Here is a 22,905-nt window from a genome sequence, read left to right on the forward strand (position 1 = left end):
GTTAGGAACCGGCGCGGGTCGGGAGCCACCCCTGGGATCATTGCGTTCATAGTGTTCGTCCGTCCCGCTCCCCCGGGTGGGCCGCGATGTCTTACGGAGCGGTGACGTGCCGGGCGTGGCGGCGGATTCCGTGCGGGCCGCGCCCTAGCGTGACGCCATGCGGGTATTGGTCACCGGCGGTGCCGGGTTCATCGGGTCCCATGTCGTCGAGGCGCTGGCGGCGCGCGGGCACGAGCCCGTCGTGTTCGACGTGCGGGCGTCCGCGGCGGCGGACGTCCGGGACCCGGAGGCGGTGGCGCGGGCGCTGCGCGGGGCGGACGCCGTCTGTCATCAGGCCGCGATGGTCGGGCTCGGCAACGGTTTCGGTGACGCGGCCGAGTACGTCTCCCGGAACGATCTCGGGACGGCCGTGCTGCTCACGGCGATGGCCGGACAGGGCGTGCGGCGGCTGGTCCTCGCCGGGTCGATGGTGGTCTACGGCGAGGGCAGCTACGCGTGCGGGGTGCACGGGGTGGTCCGGCCGGGTCCGCGGACCGTCGACGATCTGGCGGCGGGGCGGTTCGAGCCGCACTGTCCGGTGTGCGGGCGGGAGCTGACCGCCGGGCTGGTCACCGAGGACGCCCCGGCCGACCCGCGCAACGTGTACGCGACGACCAAGCTCGCCCAGGAGCACCTGGCAGCCGCGTGGGCCCGGTCGACGGGCGGCTCGGCGGTGTCGCTGCGCTACCACAACGTGTACGGGCCGCGGATGCCGCGGGACACCCCGTACGCGGGGGTCGCCTCCTTCTTCCGGTCGGCGCTGGCCCGCGGGGAGGCACCGCGGGTCTTCGAGGACGGCCGCCAGCGGCGGGACTTCGTGCACGTGCGGGACGTGGCGGAGGCCAACGTCACGGCTCTGGAGGCGGAGCCGGCCGCCGGTGCGCTCACCGCGTACAACACCGGCAGCGGCGACCCGCACACCGTCGGGGAGATGGCCCGCGCGCTGGCCTCGGCGTACGGCGGGCCCGAGCCGGTGGTGACGGGCGAGTACCGGCTGGGCGACGTCCGGCACATCACGGCGGACTCGGCGCGGCTGCGGGCCGAGCTGGGCTGGCGGCCGGGGGTCGCGTTCGCCGACGGGATGCGGGAGTTCGCGCGGGCCCGGCTGCGCGGGGAGTGACGGCGCCCGCTCAGGGTCCGGCGGGCGGCAGCGTGACCTCGAAGCGGCAGCCGCCGGGGATGTTCCGTACGGTGGCCCGGCCCCGGTGGGCCTCCACGATGCCGCGGACGATGGCGAGGCCGAGGCCCGCGCCGGCCGGCGGGGTGCGCGCGTGGGTGCCGCGCCAGCCCGTGTCGAAGACCCGGGCCAGGTCCTCGTCGGGGATGCCGCCGCAGCCGTCGGAGACGGTGAGGACGACGCCGTCGGGCGAACCGGCCGCGGACACGGCGACCGTGCCGTCGGCCGGGGTCCTGCGAATGGCGTTGACCAGGAGGTTGCCGAGCACCCGGCTCATCTCCTTGCTGTCCACGTCCACGGGGACCCGCTCGACGCCGTCGCCGACGAGCCGCACCCCGTGCTCGCGGGCGAGCGGGTCGGCGCCCGCGATGGCGTCGCCCACCAGGTCGTACAGCGAGACCCTGGCCGGGGTCAGGACGAGGCTGCCCGCGTGGATGCGGGAGAGTTCGAAGAGGTCGCCCACCATGGCGTTGAGGCGTTCCACCTCGGTGCGGATCTGCCGCAGATAGCGGTCCGGGTCCTCTGCGACGCCGTCCTCCAGCGCCTCCGACATGGCCCGCAGTCCGGCGAGCGGGGTGCGCAGGTCGTGCGAGATCCAGGCGACGAGTTCGCGCCGGGAGGTCTCCAGCCGGCGCTCGCGCTCCCTGGACTCGGTCAGCCGGTCGCTGGTGGCGGCCAGCTCCCGGCTGAGCGCGGCCAGTTCGGCGGTGGCCGGTCCGGTGGGCGCGGTGAAGCCGCCGTCGTCGCCGAAGTGCCGGGCGGCGAGGGTGAGTTCACGGCTGCGGGCCACGACCCAGCGCCCCAGCAGGAGTGCGGTGGCCAGCGAGACGACCGCCGCCATCGCGACGACCGTGGTGACGACCGTGAGGTCGTGCGCGGACAGGAACATGGCCTGGGCCACGGCCAGGGTGCCGGCGAGCATCGCGCCCACGGCGACGGCGGCCACCACGGCGAGCGAGGTGGTCAGGGAGCGGCGGCGCAGCAGCCACAGCGCGGCGGCGCCGAGCAGGCCCGCGGCGCACGCGCCGAGGAACGCGAGCAGGGCGATGAGCAGGATGTCGCGCACGGTCACTCCCCCACACGGTCCGAGGCACCCGCGGCGTGCCCGGCGTCTCCGGCGTCCCCGGCACCACCGGCGTCGAAGCGGTAGCCGACGCCCCACACCGTCTGGATCAGCCGCGGCCGGGCCGGGTCGTCCTCGACCTTGTTGCGCAGCCGTCGGACGTGCACCGTGACCGTCGACAGGTCGCCGAAGTCCCAGCCCCACACCTCGCGCATCAGGTCCTCGCGGCTGAACGCCCGTCCGGGATGCCGCAGGAAGAAGGCGAGCAGGTCGAACTCGCGCAGGGTGAGCGCGAGTTCGGTGCCGCCCCGGGTGGCGCGGCGGGCGGCCGGGTCGACCGCGAGTCCGGCCGCGTCCAGCGGGCGGAGGCCCGGGGCGGGCCGGGTGCGGCGCAGCACCGAGCCCACCCGCAGGACGAGTTCGCGGGGGCTGAAGGGTTTCGTCACGTAGTCGTCCGCGCCCACTTCCAGGCCGAGGATGCGGTCGTCCTCGTCGCCGCGCGCGGTGAGCATGACGACGGGGACGGGTCCGCGCGAGGCGCAGCGAGCGGCACACCTCAGGCCGTCCATGCCCGGCAGCATGAGGTCGAGGACGACGAGGTCGAGCAGTGCTCCGCGGCGCGGGCGAGCGCGGCGGGGCCGTCCCCGGCCCGGTCGACGCGTGCCCGGCCCGGAGGTCAGGTAACCCGCGACGACCTCGGCGACCGTGGGGTCGTCGTCGACGACGAGGACGCAGGCCCGGCCCGCGTCTCCGCCGGCGGGCACCTGTTCGGACGACTGCTGCTGTTCCATGCGTCAAGCGTCGCACCGGCCGCGGCGCCCGGCCGCCGCCGCGCTCCGACGTCCTTGTTTCGTAAGGAGCTGAAGTCCGTTTGCGGCTTTTCGTTCGTAGGGTGAGAGCCGTGCTGATCCCTTCCACGCCCGATGGCGTCGATGTCGTCCTGCCCTGCCTCGACGAGGCGGAGGCCTGCCGTGGTGCTCGGCGGATTCCGCCGGGCTGGCGGGCGATCGTCGTGGACAACGGCTCCACCGACGGTTCGGCCGGCATCGCCCGCGCGCTGGGCGCCACCGTCGTCGAGGAGCCGCGGCGCGGTTCCGAGCGCCGCCTGCCACGCAGGACGACCGCGGCGACGGCCGTCGTGTGCTTCTGCGACTGCGACGCCTCCCTCGATCCGGCGCTGCTCGTGCCGTTCGTCGACGAGGTGCGCGGCGGCGCGGCCGTCTGGTGCTCGGGCGGCGTCGGCCGCGCGGCCGGGGCGCCTGGCGCGCACGCCCGGGCGGGAACGTCGCGCTGGCCTGCTGCTGCGCAGGCGCACGGGCCTGCGGCTGCGCGACCTCGGTCCGCTGCGGGCCTGCGCCGCTCCGGGAGGCGCTGCTCGACCTCGGCCTGTCCGACCGGCGCAGCGGCTACCCGTTGCAGATGGTCGTGCGGGCGGCCACGACGCGGGCTGGCGGGTCACCTGAGCACGACGTCCGTACCTGCCGCGCTCCGGCGCCTCGAAGGTGACCGGCACCGCTGCGCGGGACCTGGCAGGCGTGCGCGACATGGGCTCGGGTGCTGGCCGAGCCGCCCCTCGCGCCCCCGTCGCCCGTCGCACCCCGTCGAGAGGAAGCCGTCCGTGACCACCCTGCTCGTGATCGCCAGGAACCACGGCCCGGCGGGTGAAGACCCGGCTCACCCGCCGTTCACCCCGAGCAGGCGGCGGCGCTCGCCGCGGCGGCCCTCACGGCACGCTGCGGGCGGTGGCCGCGACCCGGCGCGGCGCGGGTCCTGGTGCTGGACGGGCGGGCCGGGCCGCTGGCTGCCGCCCGGCTTCGAGGTCGTCCCGCAGTGCGCGGGCGGTCTGGACGAGCGGCTCGCCGCCGCCTTCGCCGGCTGCACCGGGCCCGCCTGCTGATCGGCATGGACACCCACCCAGGTGACGCCGGAGCTGCTCACCGTGGACTTCGCCGGGTACGACGCGTGTTTCGGCCCCGCCGACGGCGGCGGAGTTCTGGGCGCTGCGGCCTCGCCGATCCCGATCCGGCGCTGCTGCGGGGCGTCCCATGTCGACGCCCGCGACGGGCGCCGTCCAGCGGGCCCGGCTGATGGCCGCGGGGCTGCGGGTCAGGGACCTGCCGGGCCTGCGGGACGTGGACTACGGCGGCGGATCGCGGAGGCGGTCGCCGCCGCCGCGGCGCACCGGCAGCCGCTTCGCCGCGGAACTGGCCCGCTGCCGAGCGGTCGGCCGCCGATGAACGTCGTACGCCAAGTGCGGGCCGCCGGGCGCCACTCGGTCGGCCGATCCCTACGCCGACGCGCTGCGGGCCGGCGGCGGACCGCTCTTCCGCGCCGGGGCGACGGCTGGCTGCATGCCCTGGAGGTCGACCGCTGGTGCGCGGGCGGACGCCGTGGACCGGGCGCTCCTGGACCGCTGCGACCGGCCGTCCTCGACGTCGGGTGCGGGCCGGGACGGCACTGGTCGCGGAGCTGGCCGCGCGCGAGCCGGCACTCGGCATCGACGTGCCAGCGAGGCCGCGTCGCGTCGCACCCGGCAGCTGGGCGGGCGGGCGCTGGTGCGGTCGGTGTTCGCGCCGTTGCGGCGCCGGCCGATGGCGTGGCCGGCGCTGCTCGTGGACGGCAATCTCGGCGGCATCGCGCGCGACCCGGGCGCACCGCTGGCCCGGATGGCCGAACTCCTCTGCCCCGGCGGCCTGTTGATCGTCGAGACCGCGCCGGGCGACATCGGCGAGCGGGTCACCGTCCGGCTGGTCGGGAGCGCCGGGCGGTCCGGCGGCCGCGAGCACTCGTTCCCGTGGGCCCGGCTCAGGCATCGCCCGCGTTGCTCCGCCATGCCGGGCCGTCGACGTGGCGGATCGCCGACCGGTGGACGGCGGGCGGCCGGCACTGCGTCGCCCTGCGCACCCACGTCCCGACGGTCGCCGGTCCGCAGACCACCACGGCATGGTCATCGACCAGCGTGCCCGGCAGATCGTCCCGAGCCGAACCGTCGAGAGGCGTCGCACGCGCCGGTCGGCGGTCGGCGAGCGCCGGGTGGATTCGACGGCCCCTGGCGTGCGGCAGGGTCCCGGCCCGGCCGGTGTCGCCGTGCTCGCCGCGCGCGCTCGTCGCGCTCCTCGCCGGCACGTGGCTGCTGTCCGGGGCGCTGGTCGAGAGACACCGATCCGCTGGTGGTCGCGGCGGGCGCGGACCGGGGTGTGCTGCGCGGTGCTCTGCGGGGTGCGCGCGGCGCGGGCCGAGGGCGCCACGAGCTGCGTCAGAGTACCGCGACAGCCAGGGGCGTTGGCGCTGCTCGCGCTGCTCGGGTTCGCCGCGTACGCGATGGGGACGCTGCTCGCGCTCGCCGCGCATCGGCACGGCCTCGCTGACCAATCTGGTCGTCGCGCTGATGCCGTGCACGCCTCGCTGGCGGTGGGGGCGCTGCTGTTCGGGCAGCGGGCCACGGTCCGGCAGGCCGCGGGGGCGGTGCTCGCCGCGGTGGCGACCGAGAATTGCGTACAGCAGCGTGCGGGACGGGGCGGGCGGGTCGATCTCGCCGGGAGCTCGAGGCTCGCGGTGGCGATGCTGGCGTTCGCCGCGTACGGGTTCCTGTTGCCGGCGGCGGCTCGTGTCGCGCCGATCGGCCGCGCTGCCGGGTAGCTGCTGCTGGGTCTGGCGACGCTCGCTGGTGATGCTGCCGTTCGCCGTGCCGGCCGACGGCGCCTCCCTCTCGCCCGGTGGGGCGGCATCACGTGCTGCTGGGCGGCGCGGTCCACGCCCCCGCCTCATCTCGTGCGGCGCCGGCTGATCCTGCTGCGCGGTCCGGTGTTCACGGCGGCGGTGCAGCTGGCGGTGCCGTTCACGGTGCGCCTCGGCGACTGGGCGCTCGGCCCTGCCGGACCGCCGACGGTGTCCGAACTCGGACTGCTGGGCTGCGCGTTGGCGGGCATCGCGCTGGTGACCGTACGCCGCGGCGGGCGGCGCACGGCCTCCTGACCGGGTGTCAGGCCGTGCGCGGCGGCCAGTTGCGGATGGCCTTCGGGCGCGGCGGCGCGTACGTGCGCACCTTCGACGTCGTCAGGCCGAGCCTGACCAGGGACTCGGCGATGGTCACGGCGGCGGCCACCCCGTCGACGACGGGCACGCCGGTGCGGGCGACGACCTGTTCGGTGAGGCCCGCCATGCCGCCGCAGCCGGGGCAGATGACCTCGGCGCGGTCCTGCTCGACGGCGGCCGCGGCCTGCTCGACGATCGCGGCGACGGCGGCGTCCGGGTCGCTCTCCAGCTCCAGCACGGCCAGGCCGCTGCGCGCACGGAGGCGAGCCGGTCGGTGACCCTGCCAGCTTGAGCCGGTCCTCGATGAGCGGCACGGCCCGGTCGAGGGTGGTGACCACGGAGTACTTGTGGCGAGGAACTGGGCGGTGCTGGCGGCCGCCTCGGTGATGTCGACGACGGGCACGTCGAGCAGTTCCTGCAGCCCCTCGCGGCCGTGCTCGCCGTACCCGGCCTGGATGACGGCGTCGTACGGCTCGGGGTAGGCGCGCGCACCTTCTCCATGACGGCGACGGCGGCGAGGTAGCTCTCGTAGTTGCCCTCGCAGGACTCGGACCGAAGTCCGGGGTGAGCGGCACGATCTCGGTGCCGGGTGCGGCGACCGACTCCGCGGTGAGGGCGATGCTCTTCGTCATCGACTCGGTGGTGTTGACGTTGGCGACGAGGATGCGCATGCGGGTGGTACTCCCAGGAGTGTGGTTCATTCGGCGGCGACGGCGATGGCCTCGCCGTCGATGTGCTCGAAGGTCTGTGTGCGGTCGCTCAGCGACCCAGTACAGCGCGGCGGCGATGGCCGCGCCGATGAATCCAGGAGAATCCCGAGATCCCGGAGAAGAACGGGACGAGGGCGATGACGACGGCGATCGCGGCGGACGGGACGAGAGAGCGCCGACGGCCTTCGGGTTGATGCCGCGCCGGTAGTGGTAGGTGGCCTCGGGGTCCTCGGAGTAGAGGTGCGGCACGTTGATCTGCGCCTTGCGCAGCAGCCAGTAGTCGGCCATGACGACACCGAAGACGAGGGCCGAGCAGGGCGCCGAGGCCGCCGAGGAAGTGAGGTGACCGCGACCGGGCTGTCGTACAGGTTCCAGGGCAGGATCACCAGGCCGACGAGGGCGCTGACGACGCCCGCGCTGCGCGGAAGTCGAGGCGCTGCGGGAAGAGGTTGACCAGCATGTAGACCGGCGCGACGAGAAGTTCGCGAGGAGGTTCACGGCGACGGTCAGCATCGGCAGCGCAGAGGCAGGCGAGGGCCAGCAGGATCGTGCTGGGGATGGTGCGCACGATGTCGGTGGGGCTGGTGATGACCTCGCCGTCGAGGCGGAACTGGGCGCCGGAGAGCACCGCGGCGATCACCGCGAAGAACAGCATGTTCACCGGGATGCCGATGAGGTTGCCGCGGGTGATGGAGCGGGGCGACTTCGCGGACCGCGTGAAGTCGCAGAAGTTGAGGACGAACGTGCCGTAGACGACGACCCACAGCGCGGCGGCCTCGAAGATGTGCGGCCACTTCGCGCCGCCGGTGAACGGCTCGCCGTTGTCGAGCGCGATCGACATGTCCGCCTTGAGGTGAACATCCCGCACGGCGAGGGCGAGCACCGTGACCAGGACGGTCGGTGCGGCGACGGCCATGTAGCGGCGGATGGCCTGCATGCCGAAGCTGACGATGAGCACCTGGACGAGCCACAGGAACAGGAAGCTGATCCAGCCGAGCGTGGACAGGCCGAGGATCGCGTTCTTGTCGTGGTCGGCCGCGCCCGCCCACAGCGCCGTGATCGGCGTGCGCAGCGCTACGGAGGCGAGGTAGGTCTGGATGCCGAACCAGGCGATGGCGGCGGCCCCGCGGACCACGGCGGGCAGTTGGGAGCCGCGCACGCCGAAGGCGATCCGGCTCATCACCGGGAACGGGACACCGGTGCGGTGTCCCATCCGTCGGACAGGTTGAGCAGCACGAACAGCAGCACGGAGGCGATCGCGAGGCGATGAGGATGTCCCACACGCTCATGCCCAGCGCGAAGAGCCCGATGGCGAACGCGTAGTTGCCGAGGCTGTGCGCGTCGTTGCCCAGAGCGTGAAGACGTTGTACGCGCAGCTGCGGCCGCCGCCTTCGTGGGGCCAGATCGCTGTTGTAGAGGCGGGGGCTGCAGTCCCGCCCTTCGGGCGTCGCGAGTCCGTCGCCGGAGTTGTCCCGTTGTTGTGCAGTGGCCATCGAAGACCCCTCGGTTCCGCTATCCGAAATCACACTTCCAAAGTCGTGGAGTGGACGTTACGGCCGCGGATTTCCGAGAGGTCAACAGATTCCGATCATCGATCGATGGGTGAAGTACGCCATAGCGCACGGGACTTGCGCACCCGTTCACCGCCGACGTATACCGCCCTTCCGGCCCCTCTCAGCGCTCTTCGGCCCTCTCAGCCGCGCCGGACCAGCATCTCAGGACGTCGTCCGTGGAGCCCGTCTCCCCGAGGCGCGGGAAGATCCGCTCGACGCTGCCCCGGTGCGCCTCGTCGTCGAGGTCGGTCATGGCGTCCGTGGCGAGGAGTGACGTGATAGCCGTGCTCGTGGGCGGCGCGGGCCGTGGACTCCACGCCGATGCTGGTGGCGACACCGGTCAGGACGATCTGGGTGACGCCGCGGCGGCGCAGTTGCAGATCGAGGTCGGTGCCGTAGAACGCGGACCAGTTCCGCTTGGTGACGACGATGTCCCCGGGGTGGCCGGCGAGCACGTCGACCACCTCGTCCCAGCCCTCGGGCGGGGTGCCGCCGCGCTGCGGGGTGTCGGTGCGGCCGGAGCGTCTTGTCGGCGCCGTCCGCCGCGTACGTGACGCGGACCAGGACGACGGGCAGGCCCTCGGCGCGGAAGGCGTCGGCGAGCCGCGCGGTGCGCTGCACGACGTCGGCCGTGCCGTGCGGGGTGGCGGGCACGCCCATGAGCCCCTTCTGGAGGTCGACGACGACGAGTGCGGAGGTGGGGTCGAGTGCGGTGACGGGCATGGCTACGGTCCCTTTCGGATACGGGGGCGAGACGGGAGAGGAGGGTTACGCCTCGCGGCCGACGCGGCGCAGCGAGCTTGGTCGGCGAGGCTCACGATGACCAGGAACAGCGCGCGGCGACCGCGACGAGCGAGCCAGGCCAGGTCGTGCGGTCCCGCGCGGTGGTGGCGCGCCGTCCTGGAAGAAGGCGGCGTTCGCGGCGGCGGCGAGCAGCGCGCCGAGGTAGGTGAAGGTGCGCAGGAGCCCGGCGGACGCCATGCGGGCCGGATCGGCCTGGGCGTGCAGGGCGTTCTGGTTGGCGAGTCCGTTCAGCCCTTGCGGGATCCCGAAGGCCACGCCGACCAGGACGAGCAGCCAGCCGGGGCTGTCGGCGTCGAGGAACAACAGGGAGGCACAGCCGACGAGTTGGAAGGAGACGGCGCCGACGCGGCGAGCTTGCCGCGCACCTGGGGGTGGCGGCCGGTGAGCACGCAGTGACGGCGAGCGCCGCCAGCGACATCGGCGGCAGGAGCAGTCCCGCCGCCGAGGCGCTCAGGCCGCGGCCTTCCTGGAGCCACTGCGCGTAGCCGTACGGGAAGACGTGCGCGGTGGTGTACGCGCGAGGAGTTGCCGGGCGTAGGTCGCGAGCGGCGGTCCATTGCCGCCCAGGACCCGCAGGTCGAGGAAGGGTGCGCGCGCCGCGCTCACGGCGGACGAACAGGGCGCCCGCGGCAGGCCGATCAGGAGCAGGTACGCGTGCGCGAGGCCGGGCCCCATCAGGGCGAGCATGAACGCGGTCGGCGACGCGGCGAACAGCGCCATCGGGTACGTCGGTGCCCGCGCGTCGGACCACGCTCGCCCTGCGGGGTCCTGGGCAGGCGCCGCGCGCCGAGGACCAGACGAGGCCGCCGACGGCGGCACGTTGATCCGAAGATCAGATGCCAGCCGCGCCGATGGGGACGCCGCCGAGCGTCGGCCCGACGACGAGAGATGACCTGGGAGGACGCCGACGGGGTGGCGAGGATGCCGCTGGGGCTCTTCAGTCCGGTGCGCTCCGACTCGGTGCGCAGCAGCGACATCGACGCGGGATAGGCGGCGGAGGTGCCGAAGCAGCAGGACCCGCAGAGACGACCAGCACCCACAGGGCCGGGGCGAGCACGCCGACAGGGATCCGGCGACGCCGACCAGCGCGGTGCCCACGAGATAGAGGCGGCGCGGTCGAACTGCGTCGACGAGCCGGCCGATGACCGGCTGGCCGACGGCGGTGGCGAGGTAGAGCCCGAGACGAGCCAGGCCGTCTGCGAGGGCGGTGCGCCGAACGCGCGGCCGATGGGGATCAGCGCGACCGCGAGCATCGAGAGTTGATCGGGTTGAGCACCGAGCCAGGACCATCGAGCGCGACCAGCCGCCGGTCGAAGCCGTCCGGCCCGGCGGGCCGGGTGCGGCGGATGCGCTCGGATATCCGGCTCACGCCTGGGCCACCTCGTCGATCAGCTCCATGGCGGTGATCGTTGCGGCGCGGATCTGCTCCTCGGTGCCGTGCTCCTGGAGGGCGCGGGCGAGCCAGGCCTGCCGGGCGCACGCCGGACGCCCTGCCGGCGCTCGTGGCAGCTCGGTGAGGGCGACGAGCTGCCGGCGGCCGTCGTCCGGGTCCTGGCTGCGCCGGTCGATCCCGGCCTGCTCCAGGGCGATGACGGTCTTGGCCATGGACTGCGGCCGCACGCCCTCGATGGCCGCCAGATCGCTGGCGGACGCGGGGCCCTGCTTGGAGAGCCGGGAGATGACGGAGGCCTGCGCGGAGGTGATGTCCTCCGCCTTCCAGTTCCTCCAGGGCGCGCAGCCTGCGGAGCAGGCGGCCGACGACCACCCAGACGTCACCGGCCGCCTGGGCGGCGGCTTCGGAGACGGGTTCTTCGTTCTCGGTCATGCTTCACCGTAGATCGACAGCCCAGACTGTGCAACCAAGGCTGCACAGTCTGGGCTGTCCGTCCCTGCACGGGGTCAGGCGAGCGGTTCCTGGAGTTCGGTCACCCAGTCGGCACGGTCCTCGGGGCACTCCAGGTTGATCTCCCTGGGGTATCCGACCGAGCGGTGCCCGTGGGCGTCGATCCAGCGGGCGAGCGTCTGGACCGAGGGCAGGACGGCGTCCATCGATCCCCGGTGCACGAGGGTCGCGGCGCGCTCTCGACCGGCGGCAGGTCGAGCACCCGCACCCCGTCCCGCTGTCGCCGCCGTCGCGCGGCGCGGCCGACACTCGACCCCCGCGTGGACGAGGATGCCGCCGTCCGGCGCGTCCTCGTAGCGGGCGACACCGCCCCGTGGGCTGGATGCCGGCCACGCCGAGGCGCCGGAACAGCTCCTCGTACAACGGCTGGATGACCGGCCCGATGGTGTCGAAGTCCTTTGCGACGGCGGTGAGTTCGGCGACGCGGACCGCGGGCAGCTGCTTGATGACGACGTCTTCGGCGGGCATGTGCCCCTCGCTCTCGATGGACCGGAGCCGCGCCTCGACCTGGCCGAGCCGGGCGGCCGCCGCCGCGATGTCCGCCTCCAGGTCCGCCCGCCGCAGCCGCAGCATGGCGCGCAACTGCTCGGCGCCGACCTCGTCGTGCGAGGATCTCGCGACCTGCTGCAGAGGGTGAAGCCGAGGTCGCTTGAGGGCGATGACGCGGTTGAGCCGGGCGAGCTGGGCCGCCGTGTCAGTGGCGGTAGCCGGTGGCTGGGGTCGACGTGGGCGGGGCGCAGCAGTCCGGTCGCGTCGTAGTGGCGCAGCATCCGGACCGAGACGCGGCCGTGGCGGGCGAAGTCTCCGATGGTGAACATGGTGTCTCCACTCCACGGCCTCACACGGTGTGAGGGTCAACCTCATCATCGCCGCCGCACCCGTCGCCCCATTGACGCGCTCGGCCCCCACCCGTACGTTCCGTCGCGCCGTCACACCTCCGTCACGGAAGGAACGACGCCCATGCCCAGACGCCCCGATTCCCAGAGGCCCCGTGCCCAGACGCTGCGTGCCCAGACGCGGCACCCTCCGCCGCGGCACGCTCGGACGCACCCTGCTCCGCCGCTCCCTCGCCCTGCTGGCGCTCCCCCTCGCCGGTCTGCTGGCCGTCCTCGCCCTGCCGCCGTCGGCGCACGGCGCGGGCGGCGGGTGGACCGGCGGCTGGCGGCCGCGCCCACCGGGGTGCCGGGCACCGACACGACGACGTTCGAGGACGTGACGCTGCGGCAGATCGTGCACCTCAGCGTCGCCGGCCGGGCCGTGCGGGTCCGGCTCACGAACGAGTTCGGCAGCACCCCGCTGACCATCGGCGCGGCCCACGTCGCGCGCCGGGCCGACGGCGGCCCCGGCACCGCCGTGGATCCCGCCGCCGACCGGACGCTGCGGTTCGGCGGCCGGACCGCGACGACGCTCGCGGCGGGCGCACAGGTGTGGAGCGACCCGGTCGCCCTGGCCACCGAGGCGGGCGGCGACCTCGTGGTCAGCCTCTGCCTGCCGCAGCGCACGCCCGGCAGCACGATCCACTCCTCGGCGTTCCAGCACGGTTGGGTCGCGGCGGGCAACGTCGCGGGCAAGCCCGACATCACGCCGACGCAGACCATCACGAACCGCCGCTTCCTGTCCGGCGTCTCGGTCGACCGGCAGCGCAGCCGGGCGGCTTCGGCGCTGGTCACGTTCGGGGACTCGATCACGGACGGCTCCAACACCCGGCTCGACGCCAACCACAGGTGGCCCGACCTGCTGGCCGAGCGGCTACGCGGCGACCGCGAGCTGGCCGCCACCGCGCGTGCTGAACACGCGGGCATCGGCGGCAACCGGCTGCTGCGCGACCCGAACCCGCCGCTGGGCTCCCCGCCGAGTCGTACGCGGCGTACTTCGGGAGAGCGGGCTCCGGCGCTTCGACCGCGACGTGCTGCGCCAGCCGGGCGCCCGCGCCGTGGTGGTGCTGCTCGGCGTCAACGACCTCGGTCACCCGCACCACCGCGCCCGCCGACGAGGAGGTCACGGCCGCCGAACTCATCGCCGGTCACCGGCGGTTGATCCGCCGCGCGCACGACCACGGCCTCCAGGCCCTGGGCGCGACGATCCTGCCGTTCGAGGGTGACTCGCTGGGCTTCTACACGCCCGAGCGGGAGGCGGCCCGGCAGGCGCTGAACCGGTGGATCCGGACGAGCGGGGCGTACGACGGAGTCGTCGACTTCGACGCCGCGGTGCGCGATCCGCAGCACCCCGGACGGCTGCTCGCCGCCTACGACAGCGGTGACGGTCTGCATCCCAACGACGCGGGCATGGCCGCGATGGCGCAGGCGTTCCCGCTGAAGCTGCTCAGGCGCTGACCGGGCGGGTGGCGGCCGGCGCCGGCCCCGCCACCTCTTCCTCTGTCTCTTCCTCTGCCTCTTCTTGCTACGCCGTCGCCCACCACACGGTCGTGTCGCCGGGCAGCTCGATCTCGCCGTCGGTCACCTCGACCGGCGAGCTGGCCAGCAGGACCGTGCCGGGCGCGGGGATCCGGACCGGGGCGCCGGTGACGTTGACGGTGCACGCGAAGCCGGGCCGCTCGAAGGCCAGCACCCTCTCGGGGGCGCCGTCCCACCAGACCGGATCGCTCGCCGTCACCGAGGCCCGCCGCCTGCCGCCGCAGGGCGAGCGCGGAGCGGTACAGCTCCAGGGTCGAGCCCGCCACCCCGGTCTGCGCCTCGACGCTCAATCTCGCCCCAGCCGTCCGGCTGCGGCAGCCAGCTGCCACCGTCCCCGAAGCCGTACGAGGAGCCCGTGCGGGTCCACGGGATCGGCACCCGGCAGCCGTCGCGGAAGCCGTCCTGCCCATCGGCGCGCGGAAGAACGACGGATCCTGCCGCGCCTCGTCCGGCAGGTCGGTGACGTCCGGCAGGCCGAGCTCCTCACCTGGTAGACGTACGCGCCGAACCGGGCAGCGCCAGCATCAGCAGCGTCGCCGCCCGCGCCCGGCGCAGACCCAGTTCGCGGTCGCCCGGGGTGCGGATCTGGGTGCCGCCGGGCGGGTTCGCGAACCGGGTCGCGTGCCGGGTCACATCATGGTTGGACAGCACCCAGGTGGCCGGCGCACACCGGGCGCATCGCGTCCAGGGACGCGTCGACGATCCTGCCGCAGTGCGACCGCGTCCCACGGCGTGCTCAGGTACTGGAAGTTGAAGGCCTGGTGCAGTTCGTCGGGGCGGACGTAGTTCGCGGTCCGCTCGACGGTCGGCGTCCACGCCTCGGCGACGAAGATCCGCTCGCCGTCGTACTCGTCGAGGATGGTGCGCCAGGTCCGGTAGATGTCGTGCACGCCGTCCTGGTCGAAGAACGGCGTGACGTCGTTGCCCAGCAGTTTGAGCTGGTCGTGGCCGCCCAGGTCGGGCAGTCCTTCGGCCTTGACCAGGCCGTGGGCGACGTCGATCCGGAAGCCGTCGACGCCCATGTCGAGCCAGAACCGCAGGATCGAGCGGAACTCGTCCGCCACCGCCGGATGCTCCCAGTTGAAGTCCGGCTGCTCCGGGGCGAACAGGTGCAGGAACCACGCCCCGTCCGCGACCCTCGTCCACGCCGGGCCGCCGAACACGGACTCCAGTCGTTGGGCGGCAGTTCACCGTCCGCGCCCTTGCCCGGCCGGAAGTGGTAGCGGTCCCGCAGCGGCGAACCGGCCCCTCGTCGACGGCCCGCCTGAACCACTCGTGCTGGTCCGACGAGTGGTTGGGCACCAGGTCGACGATGATGCGCAGACCCAGCGCGTGCGCGTCCGTGATCAGCGCGTCCGCGTCCAGGAGCGTCCCGTACATCGGATCGACGGCCCGGTAGTCGGCGACGTCGTAGCCGCCGTCGGCCTGCGGCGACGCGTAGAACGGGGACAGCCACACCGCGTCCACGCCCAGCCCCTTCAGGTACGGCAGGCGACGGCGGATCCCTTCCAGGTCCCCTCGTCCCGTCGCCGTCGCTGTCGGCGAAACTGCGTGGATAGACCTGGTAGATGACCGCGTCCCGCCACCAGTCGGTGGACTCACGGGTCGTGGTGGCGAGGGCGACGGGCTCGTCCATGGGGTGCTGCTGGTTCATGGGGGACAAGGTAGAAGAAGGCTGCGCCCGGGACGGCGATCAACACCGCGAACTTGCCCCGACCTGCCGGAACGCCGGTCAACGGACCCCGGCCGCAACCGAGTTGAACGCTGCTGCGACCCTCTCCGTAGGAGACTGCAGACCGGCGTCGAGCCGGGACCGACGGGGGCCGTGCGGGAGGTACGGATGGTGCGCAGAGCGCTCCGCTGATCGTTTTCTCTTCCTCTCAGGTATTTCCTGAATTCCTTTTTCCGCTGCCCGGAGCCGGGCTTCCCTGCCCGGAATTCCTCGGAAAATCCTTCCCGAAGCCGTCCGAAATTAATTTCCGGACGTCTCCGTTCCTCGTTGACAGGCCCGAATGCGGGTGCTGATGCTGGAAGCGCATCAGCGATTCCGGAATTCGCACAAGTCCAATCTCTCCGGGAGGGGAACGCCATGAAGAAGATTTCCGTCCGCAAGGCCGGTCCGATCCGTCTGACCACCGCCTGCTACTACCTCTGCGGCGACGCCGCGTAAGTCCTACGCCCGCGGGTCGGAGCCGGGCCGCCTTCGGGGCCCGGCTCCGGTTCCTCTCAGAGAGGTGCGCGATGAGCACGACCGTGCGTCTGCACCGGCTCACGATGGTGGCCGAGGACGACGGCGTCGCATGATCGGCCGGCCCGAGACCGGGTCCTACGCGGTGTTCCCCGAGGAGGGGGCGCAGGCCCTGCGGATGTTCGCCGACGGGCTGCCGGTGGCCGAGGTGGCCGACTGGTACGAGCGGGTCTGCGGAGCGCCGCTCGATATGGACGACTTCCTGGAGACCCTGTCCGAGCTGGGCTTCCTCCGCACGGACGAGGCACGCACCGACACGCCCACCGTGCGGTGGCAGGGGCTCGGGCGGCTGCTGTTCGGGGCGCCCGCATGGCTGGCGTACGGCGTCGTCGTGGCGGGCGCGGTGACCGTGATGGTCCACGATCCCGGGCTCAGGCCCTCGTACCACCAGGTGTTCTTCACCCACTACCTGTCGCTGATCCCGATCACGATCTTCGCGCTCGCCATCCCGTGCATCGTGATCCACGAGGGGTTCCACGCGCTCGCGGGCCGCAGGCTCGGCCTGCCGTCGACGCTGGGGATCGGGCGGCGGCTCTACTACCTGGTCGCGGAGGCCCGGCTCGATTCCCTGCTGAGCGTGGAGCGCCGCAAACGCTATCTCCCGTTCTGCGCGGGCATGCTGGCCGATGTCGTCCTGTTGTGCGGACTCACCCTCATGTCGCTCGCGCTCGACGGTCATGGAATTCCGTCAGTGGATTCACAAACTCTGTCTCGCTGTCGCATTCACCTGCGTCCTGCGACTCATCTGGCAATTCCTGTTCTATCTGGAGACCGACATCTATTACGTGGTGACGACCGCGGCCCGCTGCACGGATCTGCAGAACGCGACGCGTTTCCGGATCCGCAGCGGCGTACGGCGTGCGCTGCGTCTCGCTCCGCCCGTCCCGGACACCGAGTGGTCCGAGCGCGACCGGGCGGTGGCCCGCTGGTACGCGCCGCTGCTCATCGCCGGGTACGGGTTCTCGCTGGCCTCGCTCGTCTGGGCCGGCCTCCCCACCGCGCTGCACTTCTGGTCGACGATCGCCGGCCGGCTCGGCGGCGCCGACACCTCGTTCTGGGAGCTGGTCGACGCGGCGGGCTTCATCGCCCTGTCGGCCCCGTGCAGATCGGGCTGCTCGTCCACGTCACGCTGCGGGACCGGCGCACCCGGTCCCGCCCTCCACGCCGTCCTCCGAAGGAGCCCTGACATGACCGCCCTGCCGACCCGTCACTGGTGGCTGGACGCCACCGCACAGACCACCGACGGCGAGCCGCCGCCCGCCGCCGCTCTGCACGTGCGCTGCCACCGCCGGTTACGCGGCCCGTTCACCGCCGCGCACTTCCTCCTCCACCAGACCGTTCCCAACTGGTCGAGCGGGACGCCGAGTTGGTGGCGGCAGCCCGGGCGCTGGAGGTGGAGTCGATCGCACCCGAACTGATGGCGATCGTGCCGACCCCGCCGCAGACACTCACCAACCTCTCGCCTCGGCCAGGGAACGCACCCGCTTCTACCCGGCGGCCCGGGCGCTGCGCATCGCGCACGGCGTGGCCGAACTCCTCGTGGACTGGGCCGGGGCGGCCCACGAAGGGCGTCACCATCGCCTTCCGGGCCTCGACGACGCCGACCCCACCGACCGCGACCTGGTCGCGGTGCTGCTGCGGCGCTGCGACCCCGCGAGTACTGACCGTGGTCGTGGACGGCGCGGGGGCCGCCGACGACCTGCTCGGCCGGGCGCTGGCCGCCCACGCCCACCGGGCTCCCCGACTCCCCTATGTGGACCCGGAGCTGCTGCCCGACACGGACGTCGCCCAGCTCTACGTCGACGCCGACGGCACCACCGACGAGCCGCGTCTGCGCCGCGCCTACGAGGCGCTGCCCGCCGAGGAGCGGGCCCGCCGGCACACCGCGCGCGCCGCGCTGCTCGCCTGAGCGCGACGAGCCGACCCTGCGGCTCGGCGCGATCCCGTGCCACCTGGAGCGCGGCGCTGGACCCGCGGCGCGGGCGTCCGGTCGATCGTCGAGGCCGTCGGCGTCTGCTCGACAAGGGGTTCTCACGAGGCCGTGGTCGACCTCGCGCTGCGGGGCCGCGCCCTGCTCGACGACGCCGGACCCTACCCGCACGTGCTGGAAATCCTGACGCACAAGATCGGCGCGTGCTCTGTGCTACCTGGGCGCGGCCACGACGCCTTCCCTCACTTCGAGGAGATGCGGCGCGGCTCGACCTCGCCGGACGTCCACATGGGCACCGCTTACCTCATGGCGATGCTGCGTACACCCGGTTCCTGCCGAAGGACGCCCACGACGAGGACCTCGCCCTCGCGTGGGTGAACACGTTGGGCGATCTCGATCGCCGACGCGCACCCCGACCCGCACAAGCGGATCCTGGTACGGGCGTTCATGCGCAACGCGCGGGCCCTGGTGGAGCTGCACCGCGGCAGCGTCGACGGTTCGCTCGCGCTGGTCGACGAGGCGATGGAGATCACCGACGCCGACTTCGGGCCCGACGAGCAACTCCTGCACCGCAGCGTGCTGTTGTACAACCGCGCGCAGGTGCGCGGCGCCCGGCACGACCACGCCGACTCGCTGGCCGACTACGACGAGGTGATCCGCCGCGACCCGGACTACGGCGACTACTACTTCGAGCGAGGCCGCCCAGCACCGGGCGCTCGGCCGGCACCCAGGGAGGCGCTCGCGGACTACGCGGCGGCGATCCGGCTCACGCCGCCGTTCTACGAGGCGCACTTCAGCCGGGCCGACCTGCTGCGCGAACTCGGCGACGAGGAGGGCGCGTTGCGCGATCTGGACCACGCGCGCTCGACCTGGAGCCCGATCACGTCGAGTCGCTGGTGCACCGCGCGGACCTGCTGCTCGCGCGCGGCGCGCTCGACCGGGCCGCCGCCGACGTCGAGCACGGCCTCGCCCTCGCCCCGGACCACGCGCGACTCCGGGCGGCGCAGGGGGCGTTGTTCGCGGAGCTCGGTGACGTCGAGGCGGCGTACGAGAGCTATTCGACGGCGCTGCATGCCGATCCGACCTGCGTGGCGGCGTGGGCGAACCGGGCGGTGCTCGCGTTCGAGGCGGGCCGGACCGAGGACGCGGTCGGCGATCTGGACGCGGCGCTCGCGCTCGTGGGCGACCCGGAGCTGCGGGCCAACCGGGCGGTGGCGCTGCAGGCCCTGGGCGAGCACCGGCGGGCCGTGGCCGATCTGGACCGGGTGCTGGCCGCCGCGGCTCCGAGCCGATCCCGAGCCGCTGTACCTGCGGGCGCCAGCCGCTTCGCCCTCGGGGACGCGGCGGGCGCGGTGGCGGACTGGCGGAGCCCGCATCTCGCCGCGCTCGGCGCCGACGACGTGTCGCCGCACGCCGAGAGAGATCGCGGCGCGGGCCGGGACGACGCCCTGCGGGAGGCAGGCGTGAGCGGCGACTGCGACGTCGCGGGCCCGTCCGGCCGGAGCGCGCCGATCTGGTGCGCCCGTGCCGCTGTCCGGCACGCGCCAAGGGCGTCGCCGTCGTCACGGTCGGCGAGCGGCCGGTCGGGTTCTGCGTGCTACGTCGCTGGTGTCGCTCTCCCTCGGCCGCCGCGCCGATGTCGTTCTGGTCGGTCGGGCTGCGGTCCGCGTCGTGGACGGCGGTGCGGGACGCGACCTGGGTGATGCGCGGCAGCGTGTCTCGCGCGGCCAGCAGGAGGTGGCCCGGGTCTTCGGCGGTCCCGGCGGGGCCCGAGTTCGCCGCGTACGTCCTGGTACCGGGATCCGCTGGGACCGCCCGCGCTCGACGGGGTTCTGGCCCGGCGGGTCCTCACGCCTCCGTCAGCTGGCGTCCGGTCGGCGACCACGCCCTGGTCATCGGGCTCGTGGTGCCAGCAGGCCGGGCGGGTCTCGGACGCGGGCCGCTGGTGCACCACGACGGCGGGCCGTCGCCCTGCCGGCCCCGGTCGACGCCACGCGGTGTGAACCGGCCCGCCACCGGGAGCGGAGCGGCGGATCGGGACCGCCGGTCAGTCCCCGAAGACGACCGGCACCTTGCTGTCCCGGACGACGCGGGCGAGCAGCACCGGCGAGCGTGTCCCGCGCTCGGTGTCGGTGAGGCCGTCGGGAAGCCGGGCGATGCGGCGGCACGTCTCGTCGTAGAACTCCGACGGGGGCTGCGCCGCTCTGGCTCAGGGCGACCCGCACGGCCCGCCCGTCCTCCGGTCGGGCTCCCGGCGCACCAGGCCACGCTGCGCGGTGCGGTCCACGAGCCCGGTCAGGCTGGACCTGGCGAGGCCGAGACATCGTGCCGAGCTCCCGCATCCCGTACGGCTGCGGCATCAGGATCGCACATCAACTGGCCCTGCTGGTGAGTCCGTGCAGCCGCCTCGACTCCGCGTACACGGCGTTCACCAGGAACGAGGAGCGCACCAGCGCGGTGACGAACATCCGCTCGCCGTCGGCGTCCTCGGACTTTCGCATCCGGCCAGCGCACGACACGGTCGCGAGGCACTAGGCGGAGGTTTCGACGGATTCGGCGGTGCGGTGGTCAGGACGCGCGGCTCGGCCGCCAGCGAGCGCAGCCAGTCGCGCAGGGCGGCCGTGCGCGGATCGCTCTCCACCGGGCGGCGGCCCAGCAGGTGGTACGCGGTCCGCCGGACACGAAGCCGCACGGGGCCGTCAGCGCGCCGCGCGCCAGGTCGTCGTGGACGAGCGCGTACGGCCGATGGCGGTGCCGACGCACGCCGAGGCGGCGGCCTGCAGGGCTGAGCGAGAAGTGCTCCAGGTCTGTTCGACGCGGCCGGGAACGGCTCCCGGTGCGGCGGCGCCAGTCGTCCCAGGCGTCGGGGCGGGTGGCGGTGTGCAGCAGCGTGCCGGCGGCCGGGCAGTCGGGCCGGTGGACGGGTCCGACGTGCTCGGCGAACAGCCGGGTGGCGTGGGTGTCGGCGGGGAACGGGAAGTCGTCCCGGCGGATCGCCAGGTCGATGCGCCGTCCCGCTCGAAGTGGACGGCCGCCCGCGGCGACGAGGTGCAGAGGTGACGCGCCGGGTGCCCGCTCGGCCAGGTCCGGCAGGCGCGGGATGAGCCAGCGCATCAGGAGCGTCGGCTCGCAGGACAGGGTGAGCGGGCCGGTGGGCGGGCGGCGGGCGATCTCGCGGGCGGCCGTCTCGGTGTCGTCGAGCGCGTCGCGGACCGTCGCGGCGAGCCGGCGGGCCGCCGGGGTCGGCACGAGCGCGCGCGGCCCCGCTCGAGGCTGGCGCTCGACGCCCAGGGCCCGCTCGAGCCGCGCCTGCCGGCTGACGGCGCCGTGCGTCACGTGGAGTTCGCGGGCGGCGGCGTGTCATGCTGCCGTGCCGCACCGCCGCCTCTCGAAGGGCTCCAGAGCGCCGAGCGGCAGGTCGGGGCGGGGCATGGGTGAACTCTGAGTCACGGGTTCCGTGCGGTGGGCAGGGAGCCGGACCGGCCACACCTGTGAGCCGTGCGCACAGCTGCGGTGAGAAACGGTCGCTTGTCGCGTGACGCCCCGCGACCTCACGATGAACCCGTCACCCCACGACGAAGCGACCCCACCTTGCGTGTCTCGATCCTCGCCGGTCGACCTCACCAGCGCGGACGGCGCCGCCCGTCGGTCCGGCCCGCGTCCTGCTCGCCGCACCGGCCGCGCCCCAGCCGGACAGTCGGGGTGCTCGCCGTCGACCTCGACGCACCCGGACCGGCGGCCCGGAGCGGGCGGCGGCCCGGACGGCCGACGCGGCCCGGCTGCTGGGCGGTTCCGGACCTGCTCCGGAAGACGGTCGACTCGACGCTCCGTCATCTCGCCGCCGAGATCCGGGCCGCGTGGCACGGCTCGGGGCGGCACACCGCGGTGGTCGCGCGCGCGTTCCCGGACAGCGGCGGACCACCGTCCGGGGCGCAGTGCAGTGCGTGGCCGACGTACCGGTGCACCGCAGCGAGTTCGGCCGTGACCCGCGCATCCGGTGCGCCGCTCGGACCTGTGCGAGATCCTCCCCGAGGCCCTCGCTCGCGGCGCCGGACGGCACGCTCCCGCCTTCTCGGCGCGGGCGGCCTGTTCGTCGGCGACGCCGCCTGCGACGCCGATCTGGACCGTCTGGTAAGGCGGCCGTGCCCGACCCGGCCGACGCGCGCTGTGGAGTGGGCTCGCCGCCTGGCGGCGGCGCTCGCGCGGCGGTTCGCCCCCGCCGGCCCGCGCCGGCCGCCCTGCCCCAGTCTGCCCGGGCGCGCCTGGTCGTCGTCGGCAGCGCCAACTCCGGCCTCGCGGCATCAGCTCGCCACGCCGCTGCGGCACGTGCCCGACGCCCGCCTCCTGCACACGCCCGACGACCGCCAGGACCCCTCGCCCTCCTCAAGCTGACCTCGCGCAACGGGCCGGGGCGCAGCTGGCCGACGCACCGCCGACGCCCTGGTACCGCTCACCGGGGCGAGACGGCTGCCGCGGTCCTGACCGCCGCAGGGCGGACGGCTTCGACCTGCTCGACGAGCCCGAACCCGGCGTCGCCCAGGGCCTGTTGACCGGACCGCCGGGCCTCCCCGCGTCCCGGTGGTGATCAAGGCGGGCGGTTCGGCGACGACGGACCCTGCTGCGCCTGTACCGGCGGCTGGGCGGTGCCGCGTGAACCGGCCGCTCCCCTCGCGCTCACCCTGGGCGATCCCGCGGGTATCGGCCCGGAGATCGTGGTCCGCGCCTGCGCCGATCCGGCGCGCACCGCCCCGGTCGTCGTGATCGGCGACCTGCAGCACGTCTCTCGCCCGGGCGGCGGCGCGCGCACCGCGCGTCGAGTTCGCCGTGCGCCCGGGACGTCGAACTGATCGTCCGCGACGCAGCTGCGCCGGCACTGCCCGCCTGGGGCGAGGTGGACGACGCGGGCGGGCGCGCGCCGCCTACGCGTACGTGCGGCGCGCGGCATCGACGCTGGCTTCAGCCTCGCTGCGGCACGAGGTCCGCGCCCTGGTCACCGCGCCGTCAAGCAAAGAGGCGCTGCGGCTCGCGG

General features: G+C 74.0%; 23 protein-coding genes and 6 pseudogenes. 15 read left to right on the top strand and 14 right to left on the bottom strand.

Annotated features, from left to right (window positions below):
* Nucleotides 1-157 precede the first annotated feature (157 nt).
* Nucleotides 158-1,159, top strand: a complete 1,002-nt coding sequence (locus tag RBJ77_RS02490) for an NAD-dependent epimerase/dehydratase family protein (RefSeq protein ID WP_372343465.1) — start codon at nt 158-160, stop codon at nt 1,157-1,159.
* Nucleotides 1,160-1,169: 10 nt separating this feature from the next.
* On the opposite strand, the gene RBJ77_RS02495 is transcribed toward RBJ77_RS02490, so the two are convergent.
* Nucleotides 1,170-2,282 (bottom strand): sensor histidine kinase, encoded by a 1,113-nt coding sequence (locus tag RBJ77_RS02495; RefSeq protein ID WP_372343466.1) that lies wholly within the window; start codon nt 2,280-2,282, stop codon nt 1,170-1,172.
* Between the two features lie 2 nt (nt 2,283-2,284).
* Nucleotides 2,285-3,070, bottom strand: coding sequence for a winged helix-turn-helix domain-containing protein (locus RBJ77_RS02500; protein WP_372343467.1), 786 nt, complete (start codon nt 3,068-3,070; stop codon nt 2,285-2,287).
* 101 nt (nt 3,071-3,171) lie between these two features.
* On the opposite strand from RBJ77_RS02500, the pseudogene RBJ77_RS02505 reads away from it, so the two are divergent.
* The 5 genes and pseudogenes from RBJ77_RS02505 (at nt 3,172) to RBJ77_RS02525 (ending at nt 6,254) form a co-directional block, all read left to right on the top strand.
* Nucleotides 3,172-3,944 (top strand): annotated as a pseudogene (locus RBJ77_RS02505) (glycosyltransferase family 2 protein).
* Nucleotides 3,898-4,176, top strand: a complete 279-nt coding sequence (locus RBJ77_RS02510) for a hypothetical protein (protein ID WP_372343468.1) — start codon at nt 3,898-3,900, stop codon at nt 4,174-4,176. Before RBJ77_RS02505 ends, RBJ77_RS02510 begins: the two are co-directional and overlap by 47 nt.
* Before the next feature lie 148 nt (nt 4,177-4,324).
* On the top strand, nt 4,325-4,516 hold the full coding sequence (locus RBJ77_RS02515) for a hypothetical protein (RefSeq protein ID WP_372343469.1): 192 nt from the start codon (nt 4,325-4,327) through the stop codon (nt 4,514-4,516).
* A gap of 817 nt (nt 4,517-5,333) precedes the next feature.
* Nucleotides 5,334-5,918 carry a hypothetical protein gene (locus RBJ77_RS02520; protein WP_372343470.1) on the top strand — a complete coding sequence of 195 codons (585 nt, stop codon included), beginning with the start codon at nt 5,334-5,336 and terminating at the stop codon, nt 5,916-5,918.
* A 132-nt stretch (nt 5,919-6,050) separates the two neighbouring features.
* The gene (locus RBJ77_RS02525) at nt 6,051-6,254 is read left to right on the top strand and encodes a hypothetical protein (protein ID WP_372343471.1); all 204 of its coding nucleotides are present in this window, start codon (nt 6,051-6,053) and stop codon (nt 6,252-6,254) included.
* A 7-nt stretch (nt 6,255-6,261) separates the two neighbouring features.
* Here the strand turns inward: RBJ77_RS02525 and RBJ77_RS02530 are convergent, their stop codons facing one another.
* The 9 genes and pseudogenes from RBJ77_RS02530 to RBJ77_RS02570 form a co-directional block, all read right to left on the bottom strand.
* Entirely contained in the window at nt 6,262-6,858 is a 597-nt protein-coding gene (locus RBJ77_RS02530) for an aspartate/glutamate racemase family protein (RefSeq protein WP_372343591.1), read from the bottom strand.
* Between the two features lie 153 nt (nt 6,859-7,011).
* Nucleotides 7,012-8,517: pseudogene (locus RBJ77_RS02535) on the bottom strand (NCS1 family nucleobase:cation symporter-1).
* A 181-nt stretch (nt 8,518-8,698) separates the two neighbouring features.
* Nucleotides 8,699-9,300 (bottom strand): annotated as a pseudogene (locus RBJ77_RS02540) (hydrolase).
* 45 nt (nt 9,301-9,345) lie between these two features.
* Nucleotides 9,346-9,684 (bottom strand): hypothetical protein, encoded by a 339-nt coding sequence (locus RBJ77_RS02545; RefSeq protein WP_372343472.1) that lies wholly within the window; start codon nt 9,682-9,684, stop codon nt 9,346-9,348.
* 147 nt (nt 9,685-9,831) lie between these two features.
* Nucleotides 9,832-10,101: a hypothetical protein gene (locus RBJ77_RS02550; protein ID WP_372343473.1), complete on the bottom strand. Its 270-nt coding sequence runs from the start codon at nt 10,099-10,101 to the stop codon at nt 9,832-9,834.
* Nucleotides 10,102-10,615: 514 nt separating this feature from the next.
* Nucleotides 10,616-10,750, bottom strand: a complete 135-nt coding sequence (locus RBJ77_RS02555) for a hypothetical protein (RefSeq protein WP_372343474.1) — start codon at nt 10,748-10,750, stop codon at nt 10,616-10,618.
* Entirely contained in the window at nt 10,747-11,157 is a 411-nt protein-coding gene (locus RBJ77_RS02560) for a MarR family transcriptional regulator (RefSeq protein WP_372343475.1), read from the bottom strand. Before RBJ77_RS02560 ends, RBJ77_RS02555 begins: the two co-directional genes overlap by 4 nt.
* A 123-nt stretch (nt 11,158-11,280) precedes the next feature.
* The gene (locus tag RBJ77_RS02565) at nt 11,281-11,430 is read right to left on the bottom strand and encodes a hypothetical protein (RefSeq protein ID WP_372343599.1); all 150 of its coding nucleotides are present in this window, start codon (nt 11,428-11,430) and stop codon (nt 11,281-11,283) included.
* A gap of 615 nt (nt 11,431-12,045) precedes the next feature.
* A pseudogene (locus RBJ77_RS02570) lies at nt 12,046-12,102 on the bottom strand (hypothetical protein); the annotation flags it as partial.
* A 328-nt stretch (nt 12,103-12,430) separates the two neighbouring features.
* Here RBJ77_RS02570 and RBJ77_RS02575 point away from each other — a divergent pair.
* Nucleotides 12,431-13,321 carry a hypothetical protein gene (locus tag RBJ77_RS02575; RefSeq protein ID WP_372343476.1) on the top strand — a complete coding sequence of 297 codons (891 nt, stop codon included), beginning with the start codon at nt 12,431-12,433 and terminating at the stop codon, nt 13,319-13,321.
* On the top strand, nt 13,318-13,617 hold the full coding sequence (locus RBJ77_RS02580; RefSeq protein ID WP_372343477.1) for an SGNH/GDSL hydrolase family protein: 300 nt from the start codon (nt 13,318-13,320) through the stop codon (nt 13,615-13,617). Before RBJ77_RS02575 ends, RBJ77_RS02580 begins: the two co-directional genes overlap by 4 nt.
* Before the next feature lie 67 nt (nt 13,618-13,684).
* Here the strand turns inward: RBJ77_RS02580 and RBJ77_RS02585 are convergent.
* Nucleotides 13,685-15,334, bottom strand: a pseudogene (locus RBJ77_RS02585) (glycoside hydrolase family 13 protein).
* Between the two features lie 664 nt (nt 15,335-15,998).
* Between RBJ77_RS02585 and RBJ77_RS02590 the strand changes: the two are divergent.
* From RBJ77_RS02590 to RBJ77_RS02615, 6 genes and pseudogenes are all read left to right on the top strand, one after another.
* Complete coding sequence (locus RBJ77_RS02590) at nt 15,999-17,132, top strand: hypothetical protein (RefSeq protein WP_372343478.1); 1,134 nt, start codon at nt 15,999-16,001, stop codon at nt 17,130-17,132.
* A 1-nt stretch (nt 17,133) separates the two neighbouring features.
* Entirely contained in the window at nt 17,134-17,364 is a 231-nt protein-coding gene (locus RBJ77_RS02595; protein ID WP_372343479.1) for a hypothetical protein, read from the top strand.
* Nucleotides 17,365-17,618: 254 nt separating this feature from the next.
* Nucleotides 17,619-17,855, top strand: a complete 237-nt coding sequence (locus tag RBJ77_RS02600) for a hypothetical protein (protein WP_372343480.1) — start codon at nt 17,619-17,621, stop codon at nt 17,853-17,855.
* Between the two features lie 36 nt (nt 17,856-17,891).
* A complete protein-coding gene (locus RBJ77_RS02605) occupies nt 17,892-18,254 on the top strand; it encodes a hypothetical protein (RefSeq protein WP_372343481.1) in 363 nt (120 codons plus the stop codon).
* A 144-nt stretch (nt 18,255-18,398) separates the two neighbouring features.
* Nucleotides 18,399-18,713: pseudogene (locus tag RBJ77_RS02610) on the top strand (tetratricopeptide repeat protein); the annotation flags it as partial.
* 59 nt (nt 18,714-18,772) lie between these two features.
* Complete coding sequence (locus tag RBJ77_RS02615) at nt 18,773-19,579, top strand: tetratricopeptide repeat protein (RefSeq protein WP_372343600.1); 807 nt, start codon at nt 18,773-18,775, stop codon at nt 19,577-19,579.
* 669 nt (nt 19,580-20,248) lie between these two features.
* Here the strand turns inward: RBJ77_RS02615 and RBJ77_RS02620 are convergent.
* Both RBJ77_RS02620 and RBJ77_RS02625 read right to left on the bottom strand, forming a co-directional pair.
* A complete protein-coding gene (locus RBJ77_RS02620) occupies nt 20,249-20,377 on the bottom strand; it encodes a hypothetical protein (RefSeq protein WP_372343482.1) in 129 nt (42 codons plus the stop codon).
* Nucleotides 20,378-20,444: 67 nt separating this feature from the next.
* Complete coding sequence (locus tag RBJ77_RS02625) at nt 20,445-21,212, bottom strand: LysR substrate-binding domain-containing protein (protein WP_372343483.1); 768 nt, start codon at nt 21,210-21,212, stop codon at nt 20,445-20,447.
* A 1,307-nt stretch (nt 21,213-22,519) separates the two neighbouring features.
* Between RBJ77_RS02625 and RBJ77_RS02630 the strand changes: the two genes are divergently transcribed.
* Nucleotides 22,520-22,723: a hypothetical protein gene (locus RBJ77_RS02630; protein ID WP_372343484.1), complete on the top strand. Its 204-nt coding sequence runs from the start codon at nt 22,520-22,522 to the stop codon at nt 22,721-22,723.
* The last annotated feature ends 182 nt before the right edge of the window (nt 22,724-22,905 follow it).

It is taken from the genome of Streptomyces sp. KL116D, from assembly GCF_030766975.1.
Lineage (GTDB): Bacteria > Actinomycetota > Actinomycetes > Streptomycetales > Streptomycetaceae > Streptomyces > Streptomyces longispororuber_A.